Origin of the sequence: Runella sp., from assembly GCF_965279615.1 — a bacterium.
Taxonomy (GTDB): domain Bacteria; phylum Bacteroidota; class Bacteroidia; order Cytophagales; family Spirosomataceae; genus Runella.
Genome location: NZ_OZ257252.1, coordinates 8,122,107 through 8,147,620, shown reverse-complemented (window position 1 = coordinate 8,147,620; position 25,514 = coordinate 8,122,107). Strand labels below are relative to the sequence as shown.

Annotated in this window: 19 protein-coding genes; 8 read left to right on the top strand and 11 right to left on the bottom strand. The window is 45.1% G+C overall.

Annotated features, from left to right (window positions below; genetic code table 11):
• Positions 1 to 65: 65 nt before the first annotated feature.
• From ACQY73_RS34595 to ACQY73_RS34580, 4 genes are read right to left on the bottom strand one after another with little or no spacing between them, the layout of a single operon-like run.
• Positions 66 to 2,672: a hypothetical protein gene (locus ACQY73_RS34595; RefSeq protein ID WP_428659595.1), complete on the bottom strand. Its 2,607-nt coding sequence runs from the start codon at positions 2,670 to 2,672 to the stop codon at positions 66 to 68.
• A gap of 15 nt (positions 2,673 to 2,687) precedes the next feature.
• On the bottom strand, positions 2,688 to 3,887 hold the full coding sequence (locus tag ACQY73_RS34590; RefSeq protein WP_428659592.1) for a hypothetical protein: 1,200 nt from the start codon (positions 3,885 to 3,887) through the stop codon (positions 2,688 to 2,690).
• 6 nt (positions 3,888 to 3,893) lie between these two features.
• Positions 3,894 to 4,451: an RNA polymerase sigma factor gene (locus ACQY73_RS34585; RefSeq protein WP_428659590.1), complete on the bottom strand. Its 558-nt coding sequence runs from the start codon at positions 4,449 to 4,451 to the stop codon at positions 3,894 to 3,896.
• Positions 4,452 to 4,499: 48 nt separating this feature from the next.
• Entirely contained in the window at positions 4,500 to 5,666 is a 1,167-nt protein-coding gene (locus tag ACQY73_RS34580) for a hypothetical protein (protein ID WP_428659587.1), read from the bottom strand.
• 277 nt (positions 5,667 to 5,943) lie between these two features.
• Here ACQY73_RS34580 and ACQY73_RS34575 point away from each other — a divergent pair, with 277 nt between their 5' ends.
• Positions 5,944 to 8,826 (top strand): T9SS type A sorting domain-containing protein, encoded by a 2,883-nt coding sequence (locus tag ACQY73_RS34575; RefSeq protein WP_428659585.1) that lies wholly within the window; start codon positions 5,944 to 5,946, stop codon positions 8,824 to 8,826.
• A gap of 99 nt (positions 8,827 to 8,925) precedes the next feature.
• Here ACQY73_RS34575 and ACQY73_RS34570 read toward each other — a convergent pair whose 3' ends face one another.
• The 4 genes from ACQY73_RS34570 to ACQY73_RS34555 all read right to left on the bottom strand — a co-directional run bounded on the left by ACQY73_RS34570 (position 8,926) and on the right by ACQY73_RS34555 (position 14,077).
• The gene (locus ACQY73_RS34570) at positions 8,926 to 9,711 is read right to left on the bottom strand and encodes an SDR family NAD(P)-dependent oxidoreductase (RefSeq protein ID WP_428659582.1); all 786 of its coding nucleotides are present in this window, start codon (positions 9,709 to 9,711) and stop codon (positions 8,926 to 8,928) included.
• Between the two features lie 30 nt (positions 9,712 to 9,741).
• Positions 9,742 to 10,800, bottom strand: a complete 1,059-nt coding sequence (locus ACQY73_RS34565) for a sugar phosphate isomerase/epimerase family protein (RefSeq protein WP_428659579.1) — start codon at positions 10,798 to 10,800, stop codon at positions 9,742 to 9,744.
• Positions 10,801 to 10,876: 76 nt separating this feature from the next.
• Positions 10,877 to 13,474: a DUF7133 domain-containing protein gene (locus ACQY73_RS34560; protein WP_428659576.1), complete on the bottom strand. Its 2,598-nt coding sequence runs from the start codon at positions 13,472 to 13,474 to the stop codon at positions 10,877 to 10,879.
• A gap of 222 nt (positions 13,475 to 13,696) precedes the next feature.
• On the bottom strand, positions 13,697 to 14,077 hold the full coding sequence (locus ACQY73_RS34555; protein WP_428659573.1) for an RNA recognition motif domain-containing protein: 381 nt from the start codon (positions 14,075 to 14,077) through the stop codon (positions 13,697 to 13,699).
• Between the two features lie 401 nt (positions 14,078 to 14,478).
• Here ACQY73_RS34555 and ACQY73_RS34550 point away from each other — a divergent pair, with 401 nt between their 5' ends.
• Complete coding sequence (locus ACQY73_RS34550) at positions 14,479 to 17,418, top strand: insulinase family protein (RefSeq protein WP_428659570.1); 2,940 nt, start codon at positions 14,479 to 14,481, stop codon at positions 17,416 to 17,418.
• Positions 17,419 to 18,075: 657 nt separating this feature from the next.
• On the opposite strand, the gene ACQY73_RS34545 is transcribed toward ACQY73_RS34550, so the two are convergent.
• Positions 18,076 to 18,828, bottom strand: coding sequence for a DeoR/GlpR family DNA-binding transcription regulator (locus ACQY73_RS34545; RefSeq protein ID WP_428659567.1), 753 nt, complete (start codon positions 18,826 to 18,828; stop codon positions 18,076 to 18,078).
• A gap of 63 nt (positions 18,829 to 18,891) precedes the next feature.
• Here ACQY73_RS34545 and nudK point away from each other — a divergent pair, with 63 nt between their 5' ends.
• Together nudK and ACQY73_RS34535 are read left to right on the top strand one after the other, a co-directional pair.
• Positions 18,892 to 19,473 carry a GDP-mannose pyrophosphatase NudK gene (nudK, locus tag ACQY73_RS34540; RefSeq protein WP_428659564.1) on the top strand — a complete coding sequence of 194 codons (582 nt, stop codon included), beginning with the start codon at positions 18,892 to 18,894 and terminating at the stop codon, positions 19,471 to 19,473.
• Positions 19,473 to 19,841 (top strand): DUF4406 domain-containing protein, encoded by a 369-nt coding sequence (locus ACQY73_RS34535; RefSeq protein ID WP_428659561.1) that lies wholly within the window; start codon positions 19,473 to 19,475, stop codon positions 19,839 to 19,841. Before nudK ends, ACQY73_RS34535 begins: the two co-directional genes overlap by 1 nt.
• Here the strand turns inward: ACQY73_RS34535 and ACQY73_RS34530 are convergent.
• Together ACQY73_RS34530 and ACQY73_RS34525 are read right to left on the bottom strand one after the other, a co-directional pair.
• Entirely contained in the window at positions 19,838 to 20,689 is an 852-nt protein-coding gene (locus ACQY73_RS34530; RefSeq protein ID WP_428659558.1) for an N-acetylglucosamine kinase, read from the bottom strand. The genes ACQY73_RS34535 and ACQY73_RS34530 overlap by 4 nt on opposite strands.
• A 118-nt stretch (positions 20,690 to 20,807) precedes the next feature.
• On the bottom strand, positions 20,808 to 20,978 hold the full coding sequence (locus ACQY73_RS34525; protein ID WP_428659555.1) for a hypothetical protein: 171 nt from the start codon (positions 20,976 to 20,978) through the stop codon (positions 20,808 to 20,810).
• Between the two features lie 53 nt (positions 20,979 to 21,031).
• On the opposite strand from ACQY73_RS34525, the gene lipB reads away from it, so the two are divergent.
• From lipB to ACQY73_RS34505, 4 genes are all read left to right on the top strand, one after another.
• Entirely contained in the window at positions 21,032 to 21,766 is a 735-nt protein-coding gene (gene lipB, locus ACQY73_RS34520) for a lipoyl(octanoyl) transferase LipB (protein WP_428659552.1), read from the top strand.
• 234 nt (positions 21,767 to 22,000) lie between these two features.
• On the top strand, positions 22,001 to 23,905 hold the full coding sequence (locus ACQY73_RS34515; protein WP_428659549.1) for a RecQ family ATP-dependent DNA helicase: 1,905 nt from the start codon (positions 22,001 to 22,003) through the stop codon (positions 23,903 to 23,905).
• A 55-nt stretch (positions 23,906 to 23,960) separates the two neighbouring features.
• The gene (locus ACQY73_RS34510) at positions 23,961 to 24,209 is read left to right on the top strand and encodes a DUF433 domain-containing protein (protein WP_428659546.1); all 249 of its coding nucleotides are present in this window, start codon (positions 23,961 to 23,963) and stop codon (positions 24,207 to 24,209) included.
• A gap of 161 nt (positions 24,210 to 24,370) precedes the next feature.
• A complete protein-coding gene (locus ACQY73_RS34505; RefSeq protein WP_428659543.1) occupies positions 24,371 to 25,348 on the top strand; it encodes a DUF2027 domain-containing protein in 978 nt (325 codons plus the stop codon).
• The last annotated feature ends 166 nt before the right edge of the window (positions 25,349 to 25,514 follow it).

Here is a 25,514-nt window from a genome sequence, read left to right as displayed (position 1 = left end):
CACAAGCAATTAATTCTCAGCCAATTTAGCAACTTAATCGTTACAAATTCTTTAGTGGGCCGGTTTTATCGTACGATAATTAATCGTTTTTTAATCTCCTTTTCCTCCATTCTTATCCGCAACCAAAACGCTCCGGCAGTTGCTTCGGTCTGATAATGATCGTTGTCTCTGCGCAACGGCAGTTGTCGGCCCATGAGATCTATTAATTCAACCTCTGCTTTTTGCCACTGCTGCGGCAACGTTAATTGAAAATGGCCGCCGGTAGGATTGGGATATACTTTTACCTCGTCCACTCCTATTTCCACTCCAAGCGGTTGTAATATCGAAATGCTCAACGCTGAAGAAGTGCGACTGCATCCTTCCTTACTTACACGTACCGAATAGCTGCCGCTTTCGCCCGCTTCGTAAATGATACCCTTTTCTCCCGCAATTTCCGCGCCTTCTTTATACCATTGATACGTCATTCCGGCACCTTCATTGGCTTTCAGTTTTGCCTTGAACGGTGCATAAACGGCACCATTGACTTCGGGTGTCACCGTAGCTTCGGGCAATGGGTGTGCAGTTACTGACACCGCCGGCGATAAGGCCGTAGCATTACAAACCGAGTCTCGTGCAAACAACTGATAACGACCTGTCTGCGTTGCCTGAAGTGACGCTTGAAACGTATTGCCCAAAGATTGTCCGTCGCGATACCATTGATATGACAAATCGGCTCGGGGAGCGCTCACCGTCAGCACCGCCGCCGCGCTGCCTTCACAAAAATCCGTCGAACCTGTAGTAGTGATCAACGGCTGCAAGGCCGCGCGAGGCTGAATCTTCACTTCTGCGGACGTAAATGAAGTACCGCACACCGAATCTTTTACAATGACCCGATACGTGCCCGCCGCCGTTGCGTCAAAAGTTGATTGACGGGTAGTGGCAAGGGTTTGTCCGTCGCGCTGCCACTGATACGACAGATAATTCAGCGAATCGGTATTGGAGGTCAATGCCAGTTTTTGGCCTTCACACAAAAGGGCAACAGGAGATTTCAGTGCAGCGTTGAGGTTTTCGTAACACGGGCGAGATATTTTTGAAAATAAAACCGAGTGGCTGAAATTGTTAAAATTCCCAATGTCATCGTTTTGGTTCAGGTTTATAAATAAGTGCGTAATAAGGTATTCTCCTTTTTTCTCTTTGGAAGGATACACGCCGCCTGCAATCTTTACCTGACGGTTAGGATTTGCAACGGGCAAATTGACCGGCAATTGCCATAGCAACTTTCCCGTTGGCGAATATTTTGAGACTTTAAACGTATTGGTAACATCCAAAGCTGCAAGCTTTAAAAAATTGGCGGCATTGGCATTCTTGGTTGAAATGGTTTCGGTCAACAAGGGTAAACCGTCAGTGTCCTGACTTAGAATGCCATAGGAAGAAGGCCGTTGAACGGACCAAGCCATTTCTCCCTGCGGGTTAATGGCATACAGTTTTTCAAGTGTTGTAAAATACCTCCATCCCTGAGTACTTATCAGATGATGAATGATCGCGCCGGAAAAAAAAGGTGAGCCATCAGGGGCCAACAGAAACAATTTAAAATCACCATAATACGTTGAATAACCCAAGATATTTCCGTTGGGATAAACCGTTACGTTTTCTAAATAAGGAAAGCCGAAAAATTGCCATACCAATTGTCCGGTGCTGTTAAACTTGTTAATTTCAGTATCATGATTTTTATGGTAAAGCAAAAATCCATTGTCAGTAGTGCTTTGAAAACTTACATTGCTCAGGTTATAAAAAGCCGGTAATTTAAGATTCAGCGTTTCCTTTTTTTGGCCTTCCATGTCAAACTTTGACATGATTCCGATAGAGTCTTTCACCGACAAGACAATCAAACGCAACTGTGCATCCTGCCCTACTACCCGAGTTCTGTTAGAGGTTGTATCTACCACTACATTCCATTTTTCCCGACCCGTGCTATCTACCAACACAAGCCGTTTTGTGGAAGATACAACGGTTGAGAAATCGGTTCGGGAACGGGTTTCCCGATTGGCAATGTAAGCTGTTTGATTACTGACGTAAATAGGCTCATCAGAAGTTGTGTATTTGTAAGCGGCATCCTGCCAATTATACAGAAAGGATTGCATGCCATACTTCCAATTCACCTGTCCCCGGTTGTTGATGCTTACGATACTATCGGGCATATTGAACCCATTTTCGTGCACTGAAACAATAAGATTACCGTTGGAGACAGGTTTCAGCAAGCCTATTTTAGCAAAGGCATTTATTCTTTTAAAGTTTGCCTTGATTTCGCTGTTGGGATCATAAATAGCTGTGGTATAATAAAATACCCCCGTTTGCGGATCATTATTGGCTCCATTCTGAATATAGTAACCGCTTTTAAAAGGATAGTAATCCAAATTGGTATTGAGCGCATAATTGCCGTCCATTTTAAAAGTGCTATCCACCAAAATTGTCCGATTTACAACCGTGGTACTGCATTTTGAGATACAAAGACGATACGGATAACTGAACACTATCGAGCCGTTCGGTCTTTGTTGGCTAAAAGGCTTGCCTATCGCCATTTCACCGTTTATGGTGCTGCCAATTGACTTTTCCCACAGGGTTCGGTAGCCTAACTGGGCATGAATGGGTACTGCGAACCCACTCATTATAAAAATGATCAATACTCTTTTCATAGCTGTTCTCTGATTTTAGGGCATCAATCCCAAACTTACTTTAACTCCGAAATTGTAGGGATTGACGCGTAACAGGCCATTGGTCGTGGTTCTGCTGATGAGACTGTACGAGGCCGTTGGTTCTACCGACAGCCATACCCGAGGCGTCAGCAGTTTCTGAATGCCTACCGAAAGGTGTCCCCACAGATACGGCTGACGTCCGGCAAGGTCTACGGCACCTTCGGTTCCAACGCTCACAAAGTACCGTTGCCTTCCATTGGAAACCAATTGGTATTGGCGGTCGGCGCGGAAGCCCACCAAATGCCACTCATTTACTTCCTCGGCCTGCGCTATTTGCTGATTGACCATTGGTTGGGCTGCATTGGAAGGAGTGGTCAGGGTATATTGATTGGTACTTACAGAGTATTGCAACCGTTGGCGCATTTGTGTGTAACTCATTCCAAAACGCCAAGCTGTGCGGTCGCGCATAAATGTCAATTCCGTGCCGATACGCACCCCGGTGCGATGACCGTTCAATGCCTGTTGTTCATGAATTTTATTGATCTGTTCGGTAGCTTCGGGCACCACATACATGCGTTGGTACGTAGCAAGCGGCATTACACTGACCGACCATAATTTAATGGAACCGGCGGCTCTTTTGGGTTGCGCCAATACAGGTACTTCAGGAGTGCCAACAATGCTTGGCAGCTCTTTCATTTCATTAGCGTTCAGCAATTCAGGTTGAAAAGCAGTTGTTTCTTCACCGGTTTTAAGCGTAATTGTTTCCGATATACTTTGAGAATTGATGGAAGGATTTTCTTCTGTTTGCGTCGACTTTTGTTCGGCAAATGCAGGTTTTACCGGCAGTACTTCTTTATGCAAAGCAGGAGACGGAATGGTTGTTTTCGATATTTCGGTTAACTTATTTACTTGTCTTGCCTTAGCATTCGAAGCCAATAACGTTGGCTCTGTGGTTTTTAACGCTTTTGTTTCTACCGAAGTTAAATGATTTGTTTTCGTTTCAATCGTTGCGAATTGACTATGCACCGGTGCATGACAAATACCGGTACAAAAAACGCCGATCAATGCTCCGGTGATGATTTTTGGCCACGTTGCACTACGAGGCGCATTTGATAATGCGCCCTGAATATTTTCCCAAGCCTTGGAGGAAGGTTCAGATTCAAAATCTGCAAACATCTTCCCCAAAAACTCCTTTATTTCGTCGTCCTCCTTCATATTTTTCTACAAGGTTATTGCCCAAAGGCCCATTGCTTTCAATTTTCGTTTCAGTATTTCGCGCGCTCTTGCCAACTGTGATTTGGAAGTCCCTTCGGCAATGCCGAGCATTTGCGCAATTTCAGGATGGGTATAGCCATCAATGTAATATAAGTTTGCCACGATCCGATACCCGTTCGGCATTTCGTTGATAATGGCAAGTACTTCTTCCTGTGTCAGTTTATCATAGACCGTAGGTGACGTACTCCAGTCTTCCAAAACAGCTTCATAATCAACCTGTTCACCTTCCCTACGATGCTGACGATAATAATCGATTGCGGTCCGGACCACTGCCGATTTTACCCAATATTCCACCGATTCAGGATTTTGTAAAGCGCCGATATTTTGGAATATTTTAATAAAAGCTTCCTGAAAAATATCTTCTGCCTCCGCGCCTGTCCGCGCATAGCGACGACAAATACCCATCAAACGCCCTTTATACAGATTGTAAAAGGCAGTTTGGGCGTGTCGTTCATTGCGCTGACAGGCTTTCGCTAATTCTATCTCTTTCTGAGAGGCGGCCAAAAGGGTAAATGTTTAAAGTATAGAAATGTGTAAATAACGAATCAAAAATCAAGCATTTTTCTTGTATTGATATAACCATTTTCCGGTTCCGTCAAAAAGCACAACGTACACGTCACCATTGGTCTTTACTTCAATAATGTATTTTTCGGGACTGTTTTTATTCACTTGCTGTAGCTTTCGGCCTTTATTCCATTGCCATCCGGACCATTGACTGTCAAGGTATTGCTTCGCCGCAGCAGGTACCTCGCCGCTGCTGATAGCTGAGGACTTCGTTACAAAAGAAACACTGCTTCGGTAATCCAGGGTAGCCCACAAGGTTTCCTGCGCGGCATTTTTCCCCCGCGTTTTCCATTGCGCGGTCTTGCCGAATTGCTGCTCCATCACGGTATATTCCCACGTCCAGCCGGGTGCTTGGGCCGTTAGCAGAGAATTGACCGAAGCCGGCGTATCATTTTGGGTTGAGATCTCATAGCTGATCTCTTTTTCCAACGGAGCGATCCATTCCAACACCTGCCCATCGGCGGCCAATAAAACTTCCGTGGTAATGATCGATTTGTTGGTCAACTGATAATTGGTCAGCACGATTTTGGCCGTTTTATCTTCGTACACATACACTGCTACGTTTGAGCCCGGGAATTGATTCTGTCCGAAAAACTGACGAATAGTTGCCGGAATGCGCGCATCGTCTTTTATTTGCTCGGTGGTAGTAAGATATACATCCGTTACGCGCAGTGTCGAAGTGGTGGGGCTATTTGTTTCCAACGCATTGGCGGAATTAAAACGAAGCTTACGAACCTGTCCGTCTTTCAACTTCACTTCTACAAAGTAACCAAGCGTTGTTTGGGCATCGCGCTGAATCACCGAAGCCGATTCAATAAATCCTTCCTGCGCTATGCGATTGGCTTCATCGCGAACTGTTGTCGGCAATTGTTGGGGTTTTCCGACCAACTTATTCTCAAAAAGGATTTCTCCCGTATCATCGATGAACAACAAACTGCGGTAAGATGAAGTTGAAAAATCAGCTTGCCATAGCTCCCCGTTAGCCAAACGGGTCAGATTCACATCCGACATATTTGAATTAAGCGCACGCACTGACTCGATAACGGCTTGGGGAATTTGTGGGTCTCCCGGAACAGTCGCGTCTTTATTGACGACCATATCGCACGCCCACAGGCTTCCTAAAATTCCAATAGAGAGGTACCGTTTCAATGACATTGTGATCGCTTTTAACAATTAACCCTTTTTGTTACGTTCAACACATAACTCGTTTATAAATACATAGACGAAAATAACCTTAATTATGGTTGTCAGGATGATCTAAAAGATTATTTATTTTTGAAAAAACCCCGGTTGCCGTTGTTTAGAACCGTTTTCCTTCATTATTCCCATACAACTCTTTTCATTTACCCACCGTCTCTATTAGTGCAGTTCCGGTTATCTGCCGACAGAATACAGTATAATTACCGTTAAACAATTGAATACCAATTACCACATGAAAAAAACAGCCATTTTAGTCTATTTAGCTTGGGGCATCGTTACAATGGTGTATGCGCAGAAAAAGAAAAGTTATGTATGGGATTCTCACTTTAAAAGTCCGGATTTTATTGGACAACAGGTATTTTTCAGCATGTATTATTCAACACCCGTTGTTTTGCCTGATGGAAAAGTCATCGTCACTACCAATGATCGGTTTGATTATGTCAACGGGAAACCGGCATCCGGAAATACGTTAAGGCTTAACAAGGACGGCAGTTATGATGATACCTTCACCACCTCCTTCCTCCGCATAGGTTTTAACGCTGTTTTCAAAGCCTTTCCGGACGGCAGCGTACTGGGCGTTTTAGGAAAAGGGTTTGACAATACGCTGAAAATAGCCCGTTTCAATCACCTAGCCCTCGACACTGTTTATACCACGGAATTCCCCTATTATGTCGACAATGCAGCCATACAATCCGACGGAAAAATCATTCTGTTCAACTGGATGAGTGGATTATTCCGATTACGAAGTGATGGCACACCTGATTCTACCTTTCTTTTCAAAAAAGAAACAGGCGATACGTACGAGGGTGATTCATACAACAGGTACTCAAGTATAGGCCCGGACGATAAAATCCGGATAGGATTTATCCAAAACAACACCATTAATATCAGATTCTACAGTAAAGAGGGACAACTTGAAAGTAAATTCATCCTTCGCCAACCGGATGGTTCGGCCTTTTCTACCGGCAATAGAGCGATCAGGCAAATATCTTTTTTCCCTGACAGAAAAATTTTTGTAAAGGACAGGGGGGCAAATGCGTATTATATTTTCAGCGCAGACGGAAATTTGGAAAAAAGCAGCCCTTTTCCGGCAGCTGTGGGAGAAGCAAATGAGTACTCAAAGAATATTTTGCTGGCCGACGGTAATTTTATTGAACTCAATACCAAAATCCCTTACAAAATCATTACCGCTACCAATGAAGCACAACCATTGGTAAAAGACAGTTCATTACAGCCTGTATATGGCAGGTATGATTTTACTCCCCTTGCAAATGGTCAATTCCTACTCTCAAACTATGCAACAGACCTTATCTGGATCGACGGTTCAGGGAATGTATTGCAAAGATCAACTGCCCGTCTTGCCCAATCTAACGTGAACGGAATCCGGGCACTTTTAAAAAACGACCAAATTCTGGTGGACGTTCAGAATGATTTTAATGCAGATTTGTATCGACTCCACAAGGACGGCAGTATTGATAGTACAGTTGTTTACGAATCAAAAAAAATCAAACTGCCGGCACAATACACCGACGGTCTTTTCGACACCCTTCGGCTCTACGGCGGTTCCAGCAACATTGCCTTTAGGTACGCGAAAAACAAAGATGTATATGCATTAAATGATGGCTCTGTTCTCCTAAATCGGGAAACCGAGCGCAATAGTATCTTTGAATATTTTTCCGGCACCTATCGAATAAAATCCGACGGCAGTATTGATAACCTGTTTCTGAGAGACAGTGCAACAACACTTCCTTTACCCAACAATCTCTTTTTGGTAAGACAATGGAAACACTACCCTACTGTATATGTTGCAAGATATATCATTAACAATGTAGGGCAGAAAGTAAACCCTCAAAATGCTTTTCAGCAGTTTGTATTGAAGGATAGTTTTGTTTCTTATTGGTTGTTAAAAGATGGCAAAATCATTGTTTTAGAGACAGTGGACAACAAACATGTATTTTCACGCCTTCTCGCCGATGGCACCCCGGATGCTTCTTTCAGTCCTACCGTCTTACCAAATTTGGATCAAAGCAGCGGTTTAAAAGCAGTTCAGAATGACAATAAAATATTGATAGCCATTAACTATAAAAAATTGACTCGACTCACTACTGACGGACTCCCTGATCTCACATTCCAATCGGCAATTGATCCCCCTTACGGCAATTCGTCAATTATCCATTTACAAACCGATCAAAAGATCTTAATTTTTGGGAGGTTTGGTAATGATGGTCAAACCAAATTCGTGAGATTAAATACAAATGGTACTTTGGACAGCACATTTACCATTCCAAAAGAGATCGATCCGGAGCTTATCAGCAGTATCTTCCCTGTTTCAGATCGGGAAATCCTACTGGTATACAAAGGGCGTATAGAGCGCCTGATTCTCAACTGCGCTGCGCTTGAACCAAAAGCAATTGCCTCAAAAACAGCAGCTTGCCTCAACGAAAGCATTAAATTAAGTACTGATGCAGTAGAAGAATTTCAGTATCAGTGGCAAAAAGACGGCAAGGATATCACATTGGATGGCGCAACACCTTCTTTAACCGCCACCGAATCGGGGATTTATAAAATAGTGGCAAAAGATACAGCGTGCGGGACATTAACTTCCAATGCGTTAACCGTCCAATTCGATCCACTGCCCAATGCTACGATTACTCCTCTAATGAACTACAGTCCTGTTTCCACCATGTTACAAGCAAATACGGGGCAGAATTTGAGCTATCAATGGCAAAAGGATGCTGTAGATATTAAAGACGCTGTTGATGTAAATTACGAAGCAAAAACTTCCGGGTATTATGCCGTAAAAGTGAGCAATGGCGGTTGCAGTAAAGTGTCAGAAGCAGTTTATGTCAATATCAGCCTTGTATTGGGAGTAGAGAAGGCAGGCAGGGAAAATACCGTTACTATTTCACCTAACCCCAATCATGGTCTATTTAAACTGGATTTACCCCAAGACCTGAGAAACGGAAAAATCGAATTGTTTGACAGCATGGGCAGGGCTTTACCCTTAAGTCAACATGCCGAAGAGTTTCAAACCACAAATTTGAGTCAGGGAATCTATTTACTCAGAGTAAGTAAGGGGCTGAAAACGGTGACAACCAAAGTTGTAATAAATTAACCATCCTACATCAAAACCTCAACCTTGCGTTGGAGAAGGTTGAGGCTTTGATGTAATCAACTTACAATCAACTTCTTAAAGAATTAATACAGACATATTTTATCGTGCCGTCCAACCGCCGTCCACGGTAAGCATAGACCCCACCATATAGGTGGCCGCATCGCTCGCGAGAAAAATGGCCGCGCCCTGAATCTCCCGAAGCAGCCCCCAGCGCCCCAAGGCAGTAGCTCCCACGACAAACTTTTTAGACTCTTCCGTATCCGCAATCGGCAGGTTCATTTCGGTTAGAAAAGGGCCGGGACAAATGGCATTGACATTGATATTAAAAGGAGCCATTTCCAAGCCAAGCGCTCTGGTCATTTGCACCACTGCGCCTTTGCTCGCTGTGTAGGGCGTGCGGTTGGCCAAGCCCACCAAGCCAAGCGTACTTGCCATGTTGATGATGCTGCCGCGCTTGTTTTGCTTCATGTAAGGAATCACCGCGCGCGAGCAGAGCCATGTTCCATTGACATTCACATCAAGTACCTTTTTAAAATCTTCGGGCGTTACTTCGTCAATGGCTCCGCGAATGTTGATGCCGGCACTGTTGATCAAAATATCGATACGGCCAAAGGCATCCATCGCGGCTTTCGCCATGGCTTCTGTTTGATGCAGGTCGGTGGTATCAGCACTAAATGAAATCGCTTCTGTGCCGAAGGTTTCAGTAATTTCCCGCGCTGCCTGCGCGCCGTCTTCAGCGTTTCGGTTGACGATCATTACTTTAGCACCGGCAGAAGCCAATCCGGCAGCCATAGCCAGTCCAAGTCCTTTCGAGCCTCCGGTTATGATGGCGACTTTTCCGGTAAGATCAAACAGTTTAATTCCCGGCAATGTTTCTTTATCCATGTGGGTTCAATTCTGTGGGATTGTGATGTATTATTTAAGGCCTAATTTTTCTTTACTGTATTTCAACGACTCTAAAATATTATCTTCTTCCATTTTCAGTCGCTCTTCCGGTTTCAATTGCGACACCCGTGGAAGGGCGGAAGGGTATTTATTTTTTCTCACCATTTGAAGTGTTTGCGCAAACTCTCTGCCCGATACATTTTCAAAAGTAGCCCAATAGTCTTGCTTTAAACACGGAATTTCCAGCGGATCACGGGTGATCATTTCCAGATTGAACGTAACGTTTGGGTTATGCTTTTGGCAAACACTTACGAGTTTGGGCAAGTCCAATATTCCTTTTCCCAACGGCACTTCTGACAACAGAAAACCATCCGGATATTCTTCCACGGCCATGTCTTTGATGTGCGTACTAAAAAGATACGGAGCCAATGATTGCACAACGTGCGCCGAGTCTTCCATCAGGGCGATATTATTTCCAAAGTCCAACGTTGCGCCGATCCATTCGCTGTTGATCTGTTTCAACGCCGCTACCAGATCATCCGCCTGCCAATCTTTGTGGTTTTCAACCGCTAATTTGACCTTGTATTTTCGAAGAACAGGTTCGGCCAATTGCAGGGAGACCAACGCACCTTTCCTAAAATCCTGAAAGGCGCCGGCCGAATGAAAAACTTCATAGCGCCGCCCGCCCGAACAAACCGTTCGGAGTATTTCTGCACCCGCTTCCCGAGCATTTTTTACTTCATTTTCAAAGACAGGAACATCTTCCGGTTTTTTGGGCACGCCGATTGAGCCTTCTACGTATAATCCTAATTTCTCCCGTCGATCACGTACTTTTTTGGCGAAGTCAGCACTCCAATCTTTCACCACCACCTGCATACCTCCTGCGCCTATTTCATGACAATGTTCCAGCAGATCAAGAGCGTTTTGAAACCCCGGGTATTTTGCGCTTTCTATCTTCGAATTCCAACGGCTCGCGTAAGAATGCACCACAATTCCCATGCGGGTGGAAGCAGCGAAAGAAGGCAGTTCAGGCAAAGAAAGCGCCGTGAATCCCAAGGCGGCATTTTGTAAAAATCGGCGTCTTTTCATTGAATATTGATTCGTCAAATGTTGAACTTTCCTTTTGCTTCAAACTTCTTATAATTCCCCGCTCACCTCTATATTTTCACTTTTGGCCACTTGCTGTCGGCTTTGTATCCACCATGTATTGATTCAATTCTTTAGCCGTCCAAGGTATTACTCTTCCTTGTGACGTATGCCGTGTTTTACCCACCAACCCTCGGCTAACGGGTCCGGCGTTGTTTCCCCATTCGTTGCGGATATACATCAGAATAGCCATAATGGCACCGTCATCCATCGTAGAATGCGATGGCATAATGGGCAGAATATCAGGCACATCGTACAATTTACCGGCTACATCCAACGGACCTTCCATGCCATGCAACACAATAAGTGCCAAGCGTTTTTCATCACCCAATACCCACGACGATTCGATCAATGGCGGCCCGAAACGACTGAGACCGGCACCATCGCTGCCGTGGCACCCCGCACAGGTCGTGAGATAATGTTGGCGGCCCAAGGCAAACTGTTGCTGTTGTTCATCATTTAATAAACTCTGTTGTGCGGCACTCGCCTGTGCTACATGGCCGGGCCATTCAAACAATGCCGACAGCGTTTGAAGGCGCGTTTTTTGTAACGGTTCCATATCCGTACGCGCAAACAACGGCGGAGCCTCTGAAAGTTGAATGGGTTTTAGTTTTCGATTTTTTCCCTGAATGGCCATCGCGGTAAGGAGCGTTTTTTGTTGCCAACCAAAAGAAGCTTTGTCAACATTTAACATCGTTAGAAGAGCTGACATCTCTTTGGTATCTCGTTTTCGGACGATAGCCGTCGTCAACATTTCCAGAAATATCTCTTTGTCAGGCTGTTGATTTTGCCATTTGGATGATTTCAACAAAGCTTCCAAAAAGATAAATTCGTGGTTATACAAACTGCTCATAACCGCATCGCGCATTAACGGAAAAGTGATATAACGTTCCGAAATATCGGCTAACAATTGCTGCGCCGCACCGGGCTCTAAAACGTAAGCTGACAAAGCTATTTGAAGTACCTGTTCGGGCGCAGCTTTCTCCCAATTTTGGAGTAGAACCCGGTGTAATTTCGTCCGAGCAGCTGCTTCTTTTTTTGCCAAAGGTTCCAATAAACGCAGGGCCGTCGAACTTATAAGCGGGCTTTGATCTGTTAATAATGTAAACAGAAGGTCCGGAGAAGTCGATTGCAGACCATCCAAAGTCCATAAAGCATGAAAACGTCCTAATGGATTTGGCCCGTTCTGCGCTAAATCGGTCAGTAACGCAACACTTTGTTTATCATTTCGCTCCACAAGTAACCTCTGCGCCATATCACGCTGCCAACCATCGGAATGAGATAACAGCGCTACCAACTCAGCGGAAGAAGCTTTCGAAAGTTTCTTTGGTTTAGTTGGGGTCCAATGGGTTGGTACAATCCGCCAAATACGGCCTCGGTTGACGGGTTGCATCAATTTTCGGGTAAGGGTTTGTTCCCGCAAATAGGGCGTTACGTAGGCTCCGTGCTGAATCAATCCACGGTACATGTCGGCCATGTAAAGCGCTCCGTCCGGCCCGACCGTCAACGCCACCGGGCGAAAACGCTCATCGGTAGACGCCAGAAATTCTTTGCCGGGATGAGGGTCGCGCGCCGAGATCATAAACCCCTTTTTTTCGACAACATTACGCTTGACGAGATTTCCCGAAGGCTCACATACAAAGACATTTCCATCGTATTCTTTTGGAAAAACACCCCCTCTCAGTACCGTCGGCGAACAGGCGGCGGTAAATTCCAACAACCGCCCGGAAGCATCCAACGTACCCGGAATATACCCTCTGTTTACCGCCGGGTTGGGGCGAATGGGATACACTCGGCGGTCAATCGTAAAGCCGTGATCGATACCCGTGGTAGGCGTATGGTTTTTGTTACGGGACAGGTAATTGGGTGGCACCAGATCGCCATGCAATTGCGACCAATTGTAGTTGTAATACAGTCGCCCTTCATCGTCGTGGGTCATACCCCATTGTCCCCGAAATTCGGTACTGTCACGTAACCATTTCCCATCCGTGAAGCGATACCGCAGCCGTGATTTGGCATTGTAATACAGGTTATCGGAGTTACGCATCAGGCCGTTATCAGTATGTTCGGGCAAACCGTTACGGGCATACGTGGAATCGATCAATATCTTGGATTCTGCTTTTAGATTTCCATCCAGATCCTGCGCAAACCACAAGGAATTATTGGCCGCTACCAAGGCTCCACCCTTTACCAAAGCGATTGCTCTGGGCATCACCAAATTATCTAAAAAAACGGTACTGTGATCCATTGTCCCGTCGCCGTTTTTATCTTCCAATACTGAAATTCGGCCCACGGGTTTTTCCTCACCGTCGCCATCAATGGTTGGCATAAATCCCCTCATTTCAACTACCCAAAGGCGTCCGTCTTCATCAAATGTAACCACAACCGGCGCTTGAATCATGGGCTCGGAAGCTACCAATTGAATTTTAAAACCCGATTCCAATTGAAAGGTGGCTTTTTCTTCGGCAGGCGTTTTAGCAGGAGCGGGAACATCTTTTCGGTCGGTTGCCAACAGCGCAATACAACTCATTATTCCTATCAGTCCAACGCCGATGAAACCAACAGGATACACGTTGAATATCTCATTTAACGCAGATTTTAGATGAAAACGAGCCATTAGAAAGGTAAATTTTAAGTAGCTGACCTTGCTATTGACTTAACAAGAATAAATTGGATAAATTTTACTGAATTAAATTTCAGAAGTGCGATGTACCGGTAAAATATGAGAAGAACGCGACCAAAAAAGAGCAGCAAGCAGTTATAATGTATGGACGCGAAAAGCATAAAAAAAGAGCCGACTCTTTCGAATCGGCTCCCTACAAAAATCATGTAGATATTATTACCAACGTTTCTTGAAATCGTTGTCACGGCCACCACCGCCGCCGCCATAGCCGCCACGGCTTCCGCCGCCGCCGCCACCGCGGTTACCGCCGCCACCAAAACCGCCGCCACCACCACCACCGGTGCGAGGACGATCTTCACGTGGACGTGCTTCGTTTACAACGAGCACTTTACCCATAAAATCAAAATCATTTAGCTGTGAAATGGCTTGCTTAGCCTCGTCGTCATTAGGCATTTCGACAAAAGCGAAACCCCGGCTCTTACCCGTAAACTTGTCCATGATAATGCGGGCAGAAGATACCTCGCCAAATTCCTCGAATAATTCGCGTAATTCGTCATCGTTCGCCTTGAACGGGACGTTTGCTACATAAATGTTCATTTGTTTGATCAGTAAAAACGTTTGGTATGCTACGGACGGCCTTCGATCTAAACTCCGTCCGACAAATGACAATTCGCAACAATGCGGTCGAGAGAAACAGAGAAACTACCAATAGCGGGACAAAGGTAAAAACTAATTTTCTCATTTTTTATATCCCTTCCAAGGATTTTACAGAAATTTCTCAGAAAAGCGCAACCCAAAAGTCATTTTCTCCGTACATACACTTTGTAAGACTAAGGGAGCTTAGGTTTACGAGGGCATGTATGCCTTTATTATTTGAGGAACGCACACGCGCAAGTCGGGGACAGCAACTGCCGTCCTCGACTTTTTTTGTTATTATTGCGGTAATTTATTGCTTTTCTGTACGTTTTACTCATCTATTCAACCCGTTAGTATTTGCCATGAAACAACCTTTTTTAGTCCTTTTGTTCCTCTTTGCGGCCGTACTTCAGGTCGTAGCCCAACCCAAAAAGTACGAGTGGAAAACCACCACGACCGACGGATACACCTACAAATCCGTCACAAATGACCCGATGCAAGCCCGTTTTTATACCCTTAAGAATGGTTTAACTGTCATTTTAAGTGTCAACAAAAAGGAGCCACGCATCTTCTCATTTATTGCCACCCGCGCAGGTTCGAATACGGACCCAAGAACCAATACGGGCTTGGCTCACTACCTGGAACACATGCTGTTTAAAGGCACCGACAAGTTTGGCTCGCTGGATTGGGCCAAAGAAAAGCCCCTACTTGATCAGGTTGACGCTCTTTACGAGAAATACAACAAGACCACAGACACCACCGAGCGCAAGAAAATATACCGCGAAATTGACCGCGTATCGGGCGAAGCCGCCAAATTTGCCATTGCCAATGAGTACGACAAAATGATGGCTTCTATGGGTTCTCAAAACACCAACGCGTTTACTTCGTATGAAGTAACGGCTTATATGGAAGACCTGCCGGCCAATGCGCTGGACCGTTATTTGGCGGTGCAGGCAGAACGACTTCGGCAGCCCGTTCTACGGATTTTTCACACGGAATTAGAGGCCGTTTACGAAGAAAAAAATCGCTCGCTTGATAATGACCCATGGAAAGTGGAAGAAACACTTTTTGCCGCGCTTTTTCCAAACCATAATTACGGACAACAAACCACCATCGGTACCATTGAACACCTCAAAAATCCGTCGTTGGTGGAAATCCGCAATTATTACAATAAGTATTATGTACCCAACAACATGGCAGTGCTTTTGGTGGGCGATTTTAATGCCGATGAGGTCATCAAAAAAGTAGATGCCGCCTTGGGGTATCTTCAACCCAAACCTGTTGAACAATATAATCCTGCACCCGAAGCACCACTTACTGCCGTTCAGGTAAGAGACGTATATGGACCTACGCCCGAAAATGTACGCCTTGGGTTCCGATTACCTACAAGCATTAATAATTTGAAAACCGGCGCAGTCATTACGATCTGCGACGAATTGATGTCCAACAGTGCTGCCGGTTTGATCGACCTTAATCTAAATAAACAACAGAAAATTTTGGGAGGAAGCTCCACCGTTGAGTTCCTGAAAGATTACTCTGTTTGGACATTATCAGGGCGCCCCAAACAGGGTCAGGGGTTGGAAGAAGTTAAAAACCTGCTGATCGGCGAAGTGCAAAAACTCAAAAAAGGGGAATTTGACGAAACAGTCATTACTTCCATTGTCAGTAACTATAAACGCAATGCGATTCAGCAACTTGAAAATAATTACAGTCGCATCAATCCGTTGTTGGAATCGTTTGTAGCCGCCAAAGGCGAAAATTGGAGCGATGTTGCTCAAAAATTGGACGCGTTGTCGACCGTCACCAAAGCCGATGTGGTTGCCTTTGCCAACGAATATTTCAAAGACAATTATGTAGTGGTTTATAAACACAAAGGACCGGATAAAAATATCGTTAAAGTCGACAAGCCTGAAATCACGCCCGTTGAAGTAAACCGTGAGGCTCAATCACCGTTTTTAAAGAAAGTAAATTCTTTACCGATGGATGAGATCAAACCGGTGTGGTTGGATTATCAGAAAGATTTTCAAAAAAGCAAAGCAGGCAGCGCGGAAGTACTTTATGTAAAAAACACCGAAAACGAATTATTCCGTTTGGGCTATCGCTTTCCGATGGGAACCTACCACAGCAAACTGCTTCCAATCGCCACGCAATACTTACAATTTTTGAGTACCGACAAATACAATGCGGAGCAGATCAGCAAAGAGTTTTATAACCTTGCCTGCACTTATACCATTAATACCGCTGCTGAATATACCACCGTGCGGTTGTCCGGATTACAGGAGAATTTTGAAAAAGGGGCGAAATTACTGGAGCACCTTCTCAAAAACTGCCAAGCCAACGATGAAGCGCTGGAGCAACTCAAAGGAAGATTGATGAAAGCCCGTGCCGATGCCAAGCTCAACAAAGGCGCGATCATGCAGGGATTGATGAGCTATGCGCAATACGGTTCCAAAAATCCCTACAACAATCAATTGAGCAACGAAGAGTTGAAAAATCTGACCTCAGCCCAACTGGTTAGTCTGCTGCACGATCTGTTCAATTATCAGCATCAGATCATTTATTACGGTCCGCAGGTGTTGACGGCTTTTACGGAAAAAATCAAAGCTATCCACCCTCTGGCTCAGCTCAAACCCGTTCCTGCCCGAATTGATTTCAAACAGGTAGAGCAACCTACAACCCAAGTACTTTTTGCAGATTACGATATGGTGCAGGCCGAAATCTCATGGGTTCGTAATACCGATCAGTTCAACCCGGCGCTTGCTCCTACTGTTGAATTGTTCAATAATTATTTCGGTGGCGGCATGGCGTCAATCGTATTCCAGACATTGCGCGAGTCTAAAGCCTTGGCGTATTCAACCTATGCTTATTACGGCGTTCCTCAGAAAAAAGGGATGAAATATACCCTGACAGGCTACATTGGCAGTCAAGCTGATAAATTGAACGAGGCAATTGCGGGAATGAATGAATTACTGAATCAATTACCGGAATCTGAGAAAATGCTCGAAACCGCCAAAATAAGCATCAAGAAAAACTACCAAACCGACCGTGTTTTGCAGGATGGTATCATTTACAATTACCTCAACGCTCAAGACCTTGGATTGGCTACCGACGAGCGCAAATTGATCTATGATCAACTGGACAAACTCTCTTTCAAGGACTTACAAAAATTTGCAAGTACTAACTTAGCCAACAAACCTTACACGTACTGCGTAGTGGCGTCGGAAAAGAAAATAAAACTGGACGATTTGAAAAAGTACGGCGAAGTGAAAAAGCTGTCACTTGAAGAGATTTTCGGGTATTAGATACAATTGCCGGATTCTCAAATCTGGCGGTACATTTGGCATTTTGGGGTGGATTTTCGAATCCGCCCTTTTTTTATGCATAGATGTGTTAGCGGTTGCTCACAACCGCCATTGTTCGCGGTCGGTCGCGGGTTTGAGAACCCGCTTGCACAGCCTGTGACGGTGGTTGCTCACAACCGCCGTTGTTCGCGGTCGGTCGCGGGTTTGAGAACCCGCTTGCACAGCCTGTGACGGTGGTTGCTCACAACCGCCGTTGTTCGCGGTCAGTCGCGGGTTTGAGAACCCGCTTGCACAGCCTGTGACGGTGGTTGCTCACAACCGCCGTTGTTCACCATTCAGTCGCGGGTTGAGAACCCGCTTGCACAGCCTGTGGTGGCGGTTACTCACAGCCGCCATTCTTCGCGGCCGGCCGCGGGTTTGAGAACCCGCTTGCACGGCCCGTGTCAGCGGTTGCTCACAACCGCCGTTTTTCGCGATTGGTCGCGGGTTTGAGAACCCGCTTGCACGGCCCGTGGCGGCGGTTGCTCACAACCGCCATTCTTCGCGGCCGGCCGCGGGTTTGAGAACCCGCTTGCACGGCCCGTGTCAGCGGTTACTCACAACCGCCATTCTTCGCGGCCAGCCGCGGGTTTGAGAACCCGCTTACACCTCGCACTTTCAATGATTCAAAACTCTCAATCCCGCTTTTCTATACTGTTCAACCACTTCCTCGGTTTGCTCATCCGTTACCAACACTTCAACCAGTTGTAAAGGTGCAAAGGTCAAATACTTATTTTTTCCAAGTTTAGTCGAATCACACATCAGATACGTGAGGTTGGCATTTGATGCCATTGCTAAGGTCATTTCCGCTTCTTTTTCGCTCACGGCGCTCAGGCCATTTTCGGGTGAAATGCCGTCTACGCCCAAAAAAGCTTTATCCGCCCGGTAACGTTGAATATGTTCTGTGGCGATAATTCCATGAATTGCCTGACGGCCATTGTCCAGTTCTCCACCAATCAAATTAATGGACACTTCTGTATTAATCAACTCATACACAACAGGCAACGAATTGGTAATAACCTTGATCTTTTTATTTTTAATAAAAGGGCAAAGCCGAAAAACAGTACTTCCACAATCCATAAAAATCACTTCTCCTTCGTTGATCTCGGCCGCTGCCAAGCGACATATATGATCTTTTTTGTCGGCATTGACACTTGATTTTTGCGCAAAACTTGCCGGTTGATTCACCAAGCTCAACTTCATGGCTCCTCCGTGCGTGCGATAGATGAGGCCGTCTGATGCCATCTGGCTCAAATCTCGGCGTATGGTAATTTCCGAAGTATCAATCAATTGCGCCAATTCTTTGACATCCGCCTCGCCTTTTTCTTCAACGATTTTTAAAATGATTTGCTTTCTGCTTTGATAACTCATCGTAATCCATTTATTTTGCTCAAAAATAATCAAATTCAATCAAAAACAATCAAATTAACAGCCATGAATAACCCAAATGTTAAAATCATTGAAGAAAAATTGCTTTCGGACAATTGGTACACACTGAAAAAAATCACTTTTGATTACCGAAATCCTGCCGGACAATGGGCGCAACAATCCCGTGAATCGTATGACCGTGGCAACGGCGCCGTCATTCTGCTCTATAACCGAGAAAGTCAAGCGGTGATTCTCACTCAACAATTTCGCATGCCGACCTACGTCAACGGAAATGATACAGGTATGCTGATCGAAGCCTGCGCGGGATTGCTCGACAAAGATAACGCCGAAGATTGCATTCGACGAGAAACCGAAGAAGAAACGGGTTACCGGATTACCCATGTCCAAAAAATCTTTGAGGCTTACATGTCGCCGGGCTCAGTAACTGAAATTTTGCACTTCTTTGTCGCCGAATACCATAAAGACATGAAAGTCACCGAAGGCGGCGGGGCGGAACATGAACAGGAAAACATTCAAGTACTGGAATTGCCTTACCAACAGGCACTTCACATGATAAAAACAGGAGAGATCAAAGACGGAAAAACGATCATGCTGCTCCAATACGCCAAACTCAACCAACTTCTGTAATGACAACTCCACAAATGATATTGATCGCGGGTCCTTACCGCTCCGGCACCAACGATAATCCTGAACTCATCGAAAAAAATGTTCAGTTAATGACTGAAGCTGCTTTGGAGGTGTATCAATTGGGCCATTTACCCGTGATGGGCGAATGGTTTGCGCTGCCGCTCATTGAAAAGGCCGGCTCCAAACAATTGGGTGATGAAATATTCAACGCTATATTTCATCCCGTAGCCGTTCAGCTCATTGATTTTTGCAGTGCTGTTCTGCGCGTCGGCGGCGCGTCTCAGGGAGCCGACGACATGATCAAAACAGGGCGCGAAAAAGGTAAAATCATTTACCAAACTTTATCAGAAATACCTCGCCTAACCTAAGGCTCCATGACAGGGCGATGGTACAGCGCCAATCCGGCAATGGGCGTTTCCATGATGTGCCCTACTACAACCCCTTTTTCAGCGGCGGCGCGACGCAGAATATCGCTGTAATAAAAGGCAACCGAGCCTGAAAAATGAGCTCTATATTTCTGATGATCAGGGAGTTTACAAACATATTTTGCTAAAAATTCGCCGAAAGCGTCATAGACCAATTTGTACGCAAAAGGATGGCTGCGGTTGTCAAAAAGAAATTTGGAGAAAGTAGCAAAATAGCGGTTTGGGAATGGTTTTTTGTACGCATTTTCCAACACGATCTCACGGTTCAATCCATAGCGTTTGGCAAATTTTGCGGCCAGATCATCCGGTATTTCTTTGTGCAAAAAGGCTGTAACAAGGGTTTTACCCAAGTAACCGCCGCTGCCTTCGTCGCCGAGCCAAAAACCCAGCGAAGGTATTTTGTCTGCAATGTCACGCCCGTCGTAAAGGCAGTTGTTGGAGCCCGTGCCCAAGATACACGCAATGCCCGCTTCGTGTCCACACAATCCGCGCGCTGCTCCCAGCATGTCACTGTCTACTTCAATGGTTTGGGCCGATGGAAAAACCGCCTGCAAACCGCGCCATACAATGGCGCAAGGCTCTTCGCCGGCGCAACCTGTTCCATAAAAATGAATCTCAGACACTTCACCGGTAATGGAAGGAAGTAAATTTTGAGTCAACTCAGCCGCAATTGATTCGGAAGTTTGGTAATAAGGACTCAATCCAATCGTTTTTGCCTGTTGAATTCCTCCCTGAGGATTTATAATACGCCAATCTGTCTTGGTAGCGCCGCTGTCTGCTATTAGAATCATAATTTTCTTGTCATTCCGTAGGAATCTATTTCAATCATCTTTATGGAATGGTTAATGTCTTTCTTCTTTAAGCCGGTTTAAAAATTCTTCGGCAGGTATTGCTTTCATTTTACCTTCTTCAACAAGTCTCAAACCCTTGCTTGATATTTTTCCACGTTTTTTTTTGCGAAGGCGTAAGTTGCGCTTCAAGCGTTGTTTCCTGCTTAACTTTCACAAATTTAAGATTACGAACCAACTGCATAAAAAATTCGTATTGTTGGTCAGACACTTGAATGGTTATTTGACGCATAGCCGTAAGTGTTTCGACAAAGTTAGGTAATTTCGCCTTTTCGTTATTGATTTATGAACACCGTATTGAACAAAAAAGTCCGTTTTGAGGAGCTTAGCCTGATCGATTATCAACAGGCTTGGGATTATCAGGAAAAATTATTGGCAGAAAATGTCGCCATTAAAGCCCAAAACCGCAACTTGCCTACCGATCAACAACTCAGCACGACCAATCATCTCCTTTTCTGCCAACACCCGCACGTCTATACGCTTGGCAAAAGCGGCCATGCAGATAATCTATTGGTAGACGAAATTCAACTTGCTGAAATACAGGCCACTTATTACAAGATCAATCGCGGCGGTGACATCACCTACCACGGCCCGGGCCAATTGGTAGGGTATCCAATCCTGGATTTGGAAAACTTCTTCACCGACATTCACCGCTATATGCGTACGTTGGAAGAAGCGATCATTCTGACCTGTGCCGATTACGGACTTTCAGCCGGGCGCATTGATGGCTTGACAGGTGTTTGGTTGGATTTTGAAACGCAGCAAAACCCGCGTAAGATCTGCGCAATGGGCGTAAAATGCAGTCGTTGGGTCACAATGCACGGTTTCGCTTTCAATGTCAATACTGATTTATCCTATTTTGGGCACATCGTCCCCTGCGGCATCTCTGATAAAGCTGTGACTTCGCTGCAACAGGAACTTGGTAGAGAAATTCCTATGCCCGAAGTGGAAGAAAAGGTAAGGGAGCATTTGATGAAATTGTTTGAAATGGAGCTAAACCTGCAAACAACTCCTTTCTGATATTTTCAATGGCAATACTTCCGGACCGTATAAAGATGCTGTGGTTGTTTTTCATCCACATTTTTTACGTTGTTTTTTAGCTGTTGCCTATTTTACTGCTTTGCGGTTAAAAAAGCTTCGGAGAAGCGTAACCTTTGTAGCTATAATATAATGATATCAGATAATCCAAAAAGCTTCGGAGAAGCGTAACTTTTCCCCCAACCATTACCTTTGCGCTTTATTTGTGCACTGTCCATGATTCACGAAATTCTTAAACATTATTGGGGATACGACCAATTTCGACCTTTACAAGAGGAAATTATTCAATCTGTTTTGGCAAAGCGAGATACATTGGCGCTGCTTCCCACGGGCGGCGGCAAGTCTTTGTGTTTTCAGATTCCTGCTTTGGCGCAGGAAGGCGTCTGCATTGTAGTTACGCCGTTGATCGCCCTCATGAAAGATCAAGTGGAACAGTTACGGCAACGAAAAATCATGGCCGCCGCCATCTATTCGGGCATGAATTGGCACGAGATCGATATTGTACTTGATAATTGCATCCACGGTACTACCAAATTTTTGTACGTTTCGCCGGAGCGCCTTCGCACGGATATTTTTCTGGCACGCGCCAAAATGATGAATATCAACCTCCTCGCCATCGACGAAGCACACTGCATATCGCAATGGGGCTATGATTTTCGACCTTCTTACCTGCAAATTGCCGAATTTCGAAAACTAATTCCCGATGTACCAATCATTGCCCTGACTGCTTCGGCTACCGAACCCGTTAAACTTGACATTTGCGAGAAACTTGAAATGGCGCAGCCTGCCGTTTTTCAGTCAACTTTTTCACGGCCTAACCTGTCTTATTCTGCTTTTTTTGAAGAAAACAAAGATGCTCGATTGGTGCGTATTTTACAAAATGTGCAGGGTTCGGCCATTATTTACGTACGCAACCGTCGCCGCACCAAAGAAGTGGCGGATTGGCTGAATCGGCAGGGACTTCGGGCGGAATTTTACCATGCCGGTATCCCAACCAAGCTACGCGGTGAAAAACAGGAAGCTTGGATTCGCAACCGTGTGCGGGTTATGGTGGCTACCAATGCCTTTGGAATGGGCATTGATAAACCGGACGTACGCGCCGTGATTCACATCGACCTTCCCGACAACCTTGAAGCCTATTACCAAGAAGCCGGACGCGCCGGACGTGATGGCCAAAAAGCCTACGCTGTGGCGTTGTATTCATCCAAAGATCTGAACGAACTCGTGCGCAATGTCGAACAAAAATACCCTCCCATTGAGCTTGTTCGGCGCGTATATCAGGCATTGGCCAATTTTTATCGCGTGCCGGTCGGTGGCGGCGAATTGGAGTATTTTGACTTTGATCTACAGGATTTTACGGGAACATTCGGCCTTCCCGTTTCCGAAACCCACTACGCCATAAAACTGCTTGAAGAAGAAGGGTTTGTACAATTGAGCGAAGCGTACAACAGCAGTTCTAAAATCAATATTATCCTTGACAACCACGCTTTGTATAACTTTCAACTCAAATATCCCCAGTACGACAGTTTCATTAAGTTATTGCTTCGAATATACGGTGGGGAAATTTTTACGCAGTTTGTTCACATCTCCGAAACCGCCATCGGACAGAAGCATTACATCATGGAGCCCGACGTGGTAAAAATGTTGCAAAGCTTAAATGATTTGGGAGTGTTAGTGTATGAAAAACAAAAAGATAAGCCTCAATTAAGTTTTTTGACGCCTCGTCATGATGCTGACACTATGCCCATCAATACCTTGGCGATTCGGGAAAAACATCAGGCAGACTTAGAGCGCATCGAAGCCGTTGCCAATTATGTGCAGCATTCTACCCGCTGCCGCACTCAATTGCTCCAACAGTATTTTGGAGAACATACCGATGAGCGTTGCGGTATTTGTGATAATTGTTTGGCAAAGAAGAAAAAAACGCCCGTTAATCCTGAAAATGGCAAACTGAAAACCGAGATTTTACGGCTGTTAAACTTAAGTCCACTTACACCGCAACAGTTGGTGGCGTCGTTTGGTATCAAAAACGAACAGGCCGCCATTGACACCATTCGGGAACTATTAGAGGATGAAGTGGTTATTTACGAAGGGGAAGGGACATTGCGATTACGTAATTAGCATATTACTATAATCTCTTAAAATTTAGATAAATTTGCAAAAAGCCCGCAACAGAATGAACCGGCAAGATTATATACATGCAGACTCACAGATATTAGATGGCAAACCGGTCATTAAAGGCACCGGATTGTCCATCGAATTTATTCTTGAGCACTTAAGTGACGGTTGGTCAGAACAAATGCTTATTGAAAATTACCCTCGTCTAACGCATGAATCTTTACTGGCGGTGTATGCTTTTATGCTTCAAATGGCCAAAGATGGTTTATTATACCTCCCAACTTATCCTTTGAAGCAGACTTCTTGACGTGGTTGACAGATGAAAATTTCCCAATGTTCAGACTCCTCATTTTTTACCGGAAACTCCTGCTAAAATCTTATTAGAATTAGAAAAAACAGGTTTTATACATTTGAATTTCATTTTACTGTCGTCGACGATGACGGAATAAGACAACGTACCATACCAAAATGAACATAGGTGATAAAGTCAGATTAGTCCATTCCAAAGAGGAAGGCATCGTTACGCGTTTTCTACAAAACGATGTTGTGGAGATTGAAATTGAAGAAGGATTCCGTTTGCCCGTCCTTAAACGTGAGCTGGCGGTAGTGTCTAAATCAGAAGACCAGTTTTTTCGCGGACAAAAAGGCAGTCCGACTGTCGAAAAGTCAGCCGAATCAAGGCCTGTCGGAATCAAGGCTGAAAAAGGTATTTTTATGGCTTTTGTGTCCCTGAATGACCGTGAAATAGCACTGCATTTGGTCAATAACACCGACTGGGATCTCCCCTATTCGCTCACCATGCCCACCGAGCGCCATCAACGCGGCCTTTCGGGAGGCGTGATGAAAGCCAAAAGCAGTGTCAAAGTGCAGGATTTGCTCATCAAAGATTTTGACGATTGGGGTACATTCGTGTTCCACTGCCTGTATTACACCGTAGGTTTTGCCCCGGAGCGCGCGCCGTTTAGCAAACGGGTGAAATTTCGGGCCAATACATTCTTCAAAAACAAACGAAAAGCGCCTTTGCTCGACAAAGATGCCTATCTGTACCAACTCGACGGCGACGAGAAGGAAAAGACCGAAGAACCGTTGAATGCACAGACATTGAAAGAAAAGATGTTTGAGAAAAACGAGCCGGACACTCCGACTCCTACGAAGGTAGAGCGCCCCGCAGCGGTCATTGACCTACACATTGAGAAGCTCACGCGTGATTTTATGGCGTTGAGTAACACGCAAATGATCGAAATTCAAATCAAAGCCTTTGAGCAACAACTTGAAAAAGCCATTGCCAGTGGCATGGACGAGATCACATTCATCCACGGTGTAGGCAACGGCGTTTTACGTACCGAACTTCACCGACGCATGAGCAAACACAAAAACGTGAAGTTTTTTGAAGATGCTCAAAAGGAAAAATTCGGTTACGGTGCCACAAAAGTGAAGATCAAATAAGCCGATAACGGTTAGTTGGCCTGCAATAAGGCGATTGAGTTGTAGAAGCTATCTGCCAAATTGTCATTTTTAATCCCCAATTTTCCGCCGGCACGCTCATTGTGTAAGTATACCCGTACAGATTGAATAAGATAAAAGTTACTCAATCGCTTATTTACTAATTCAC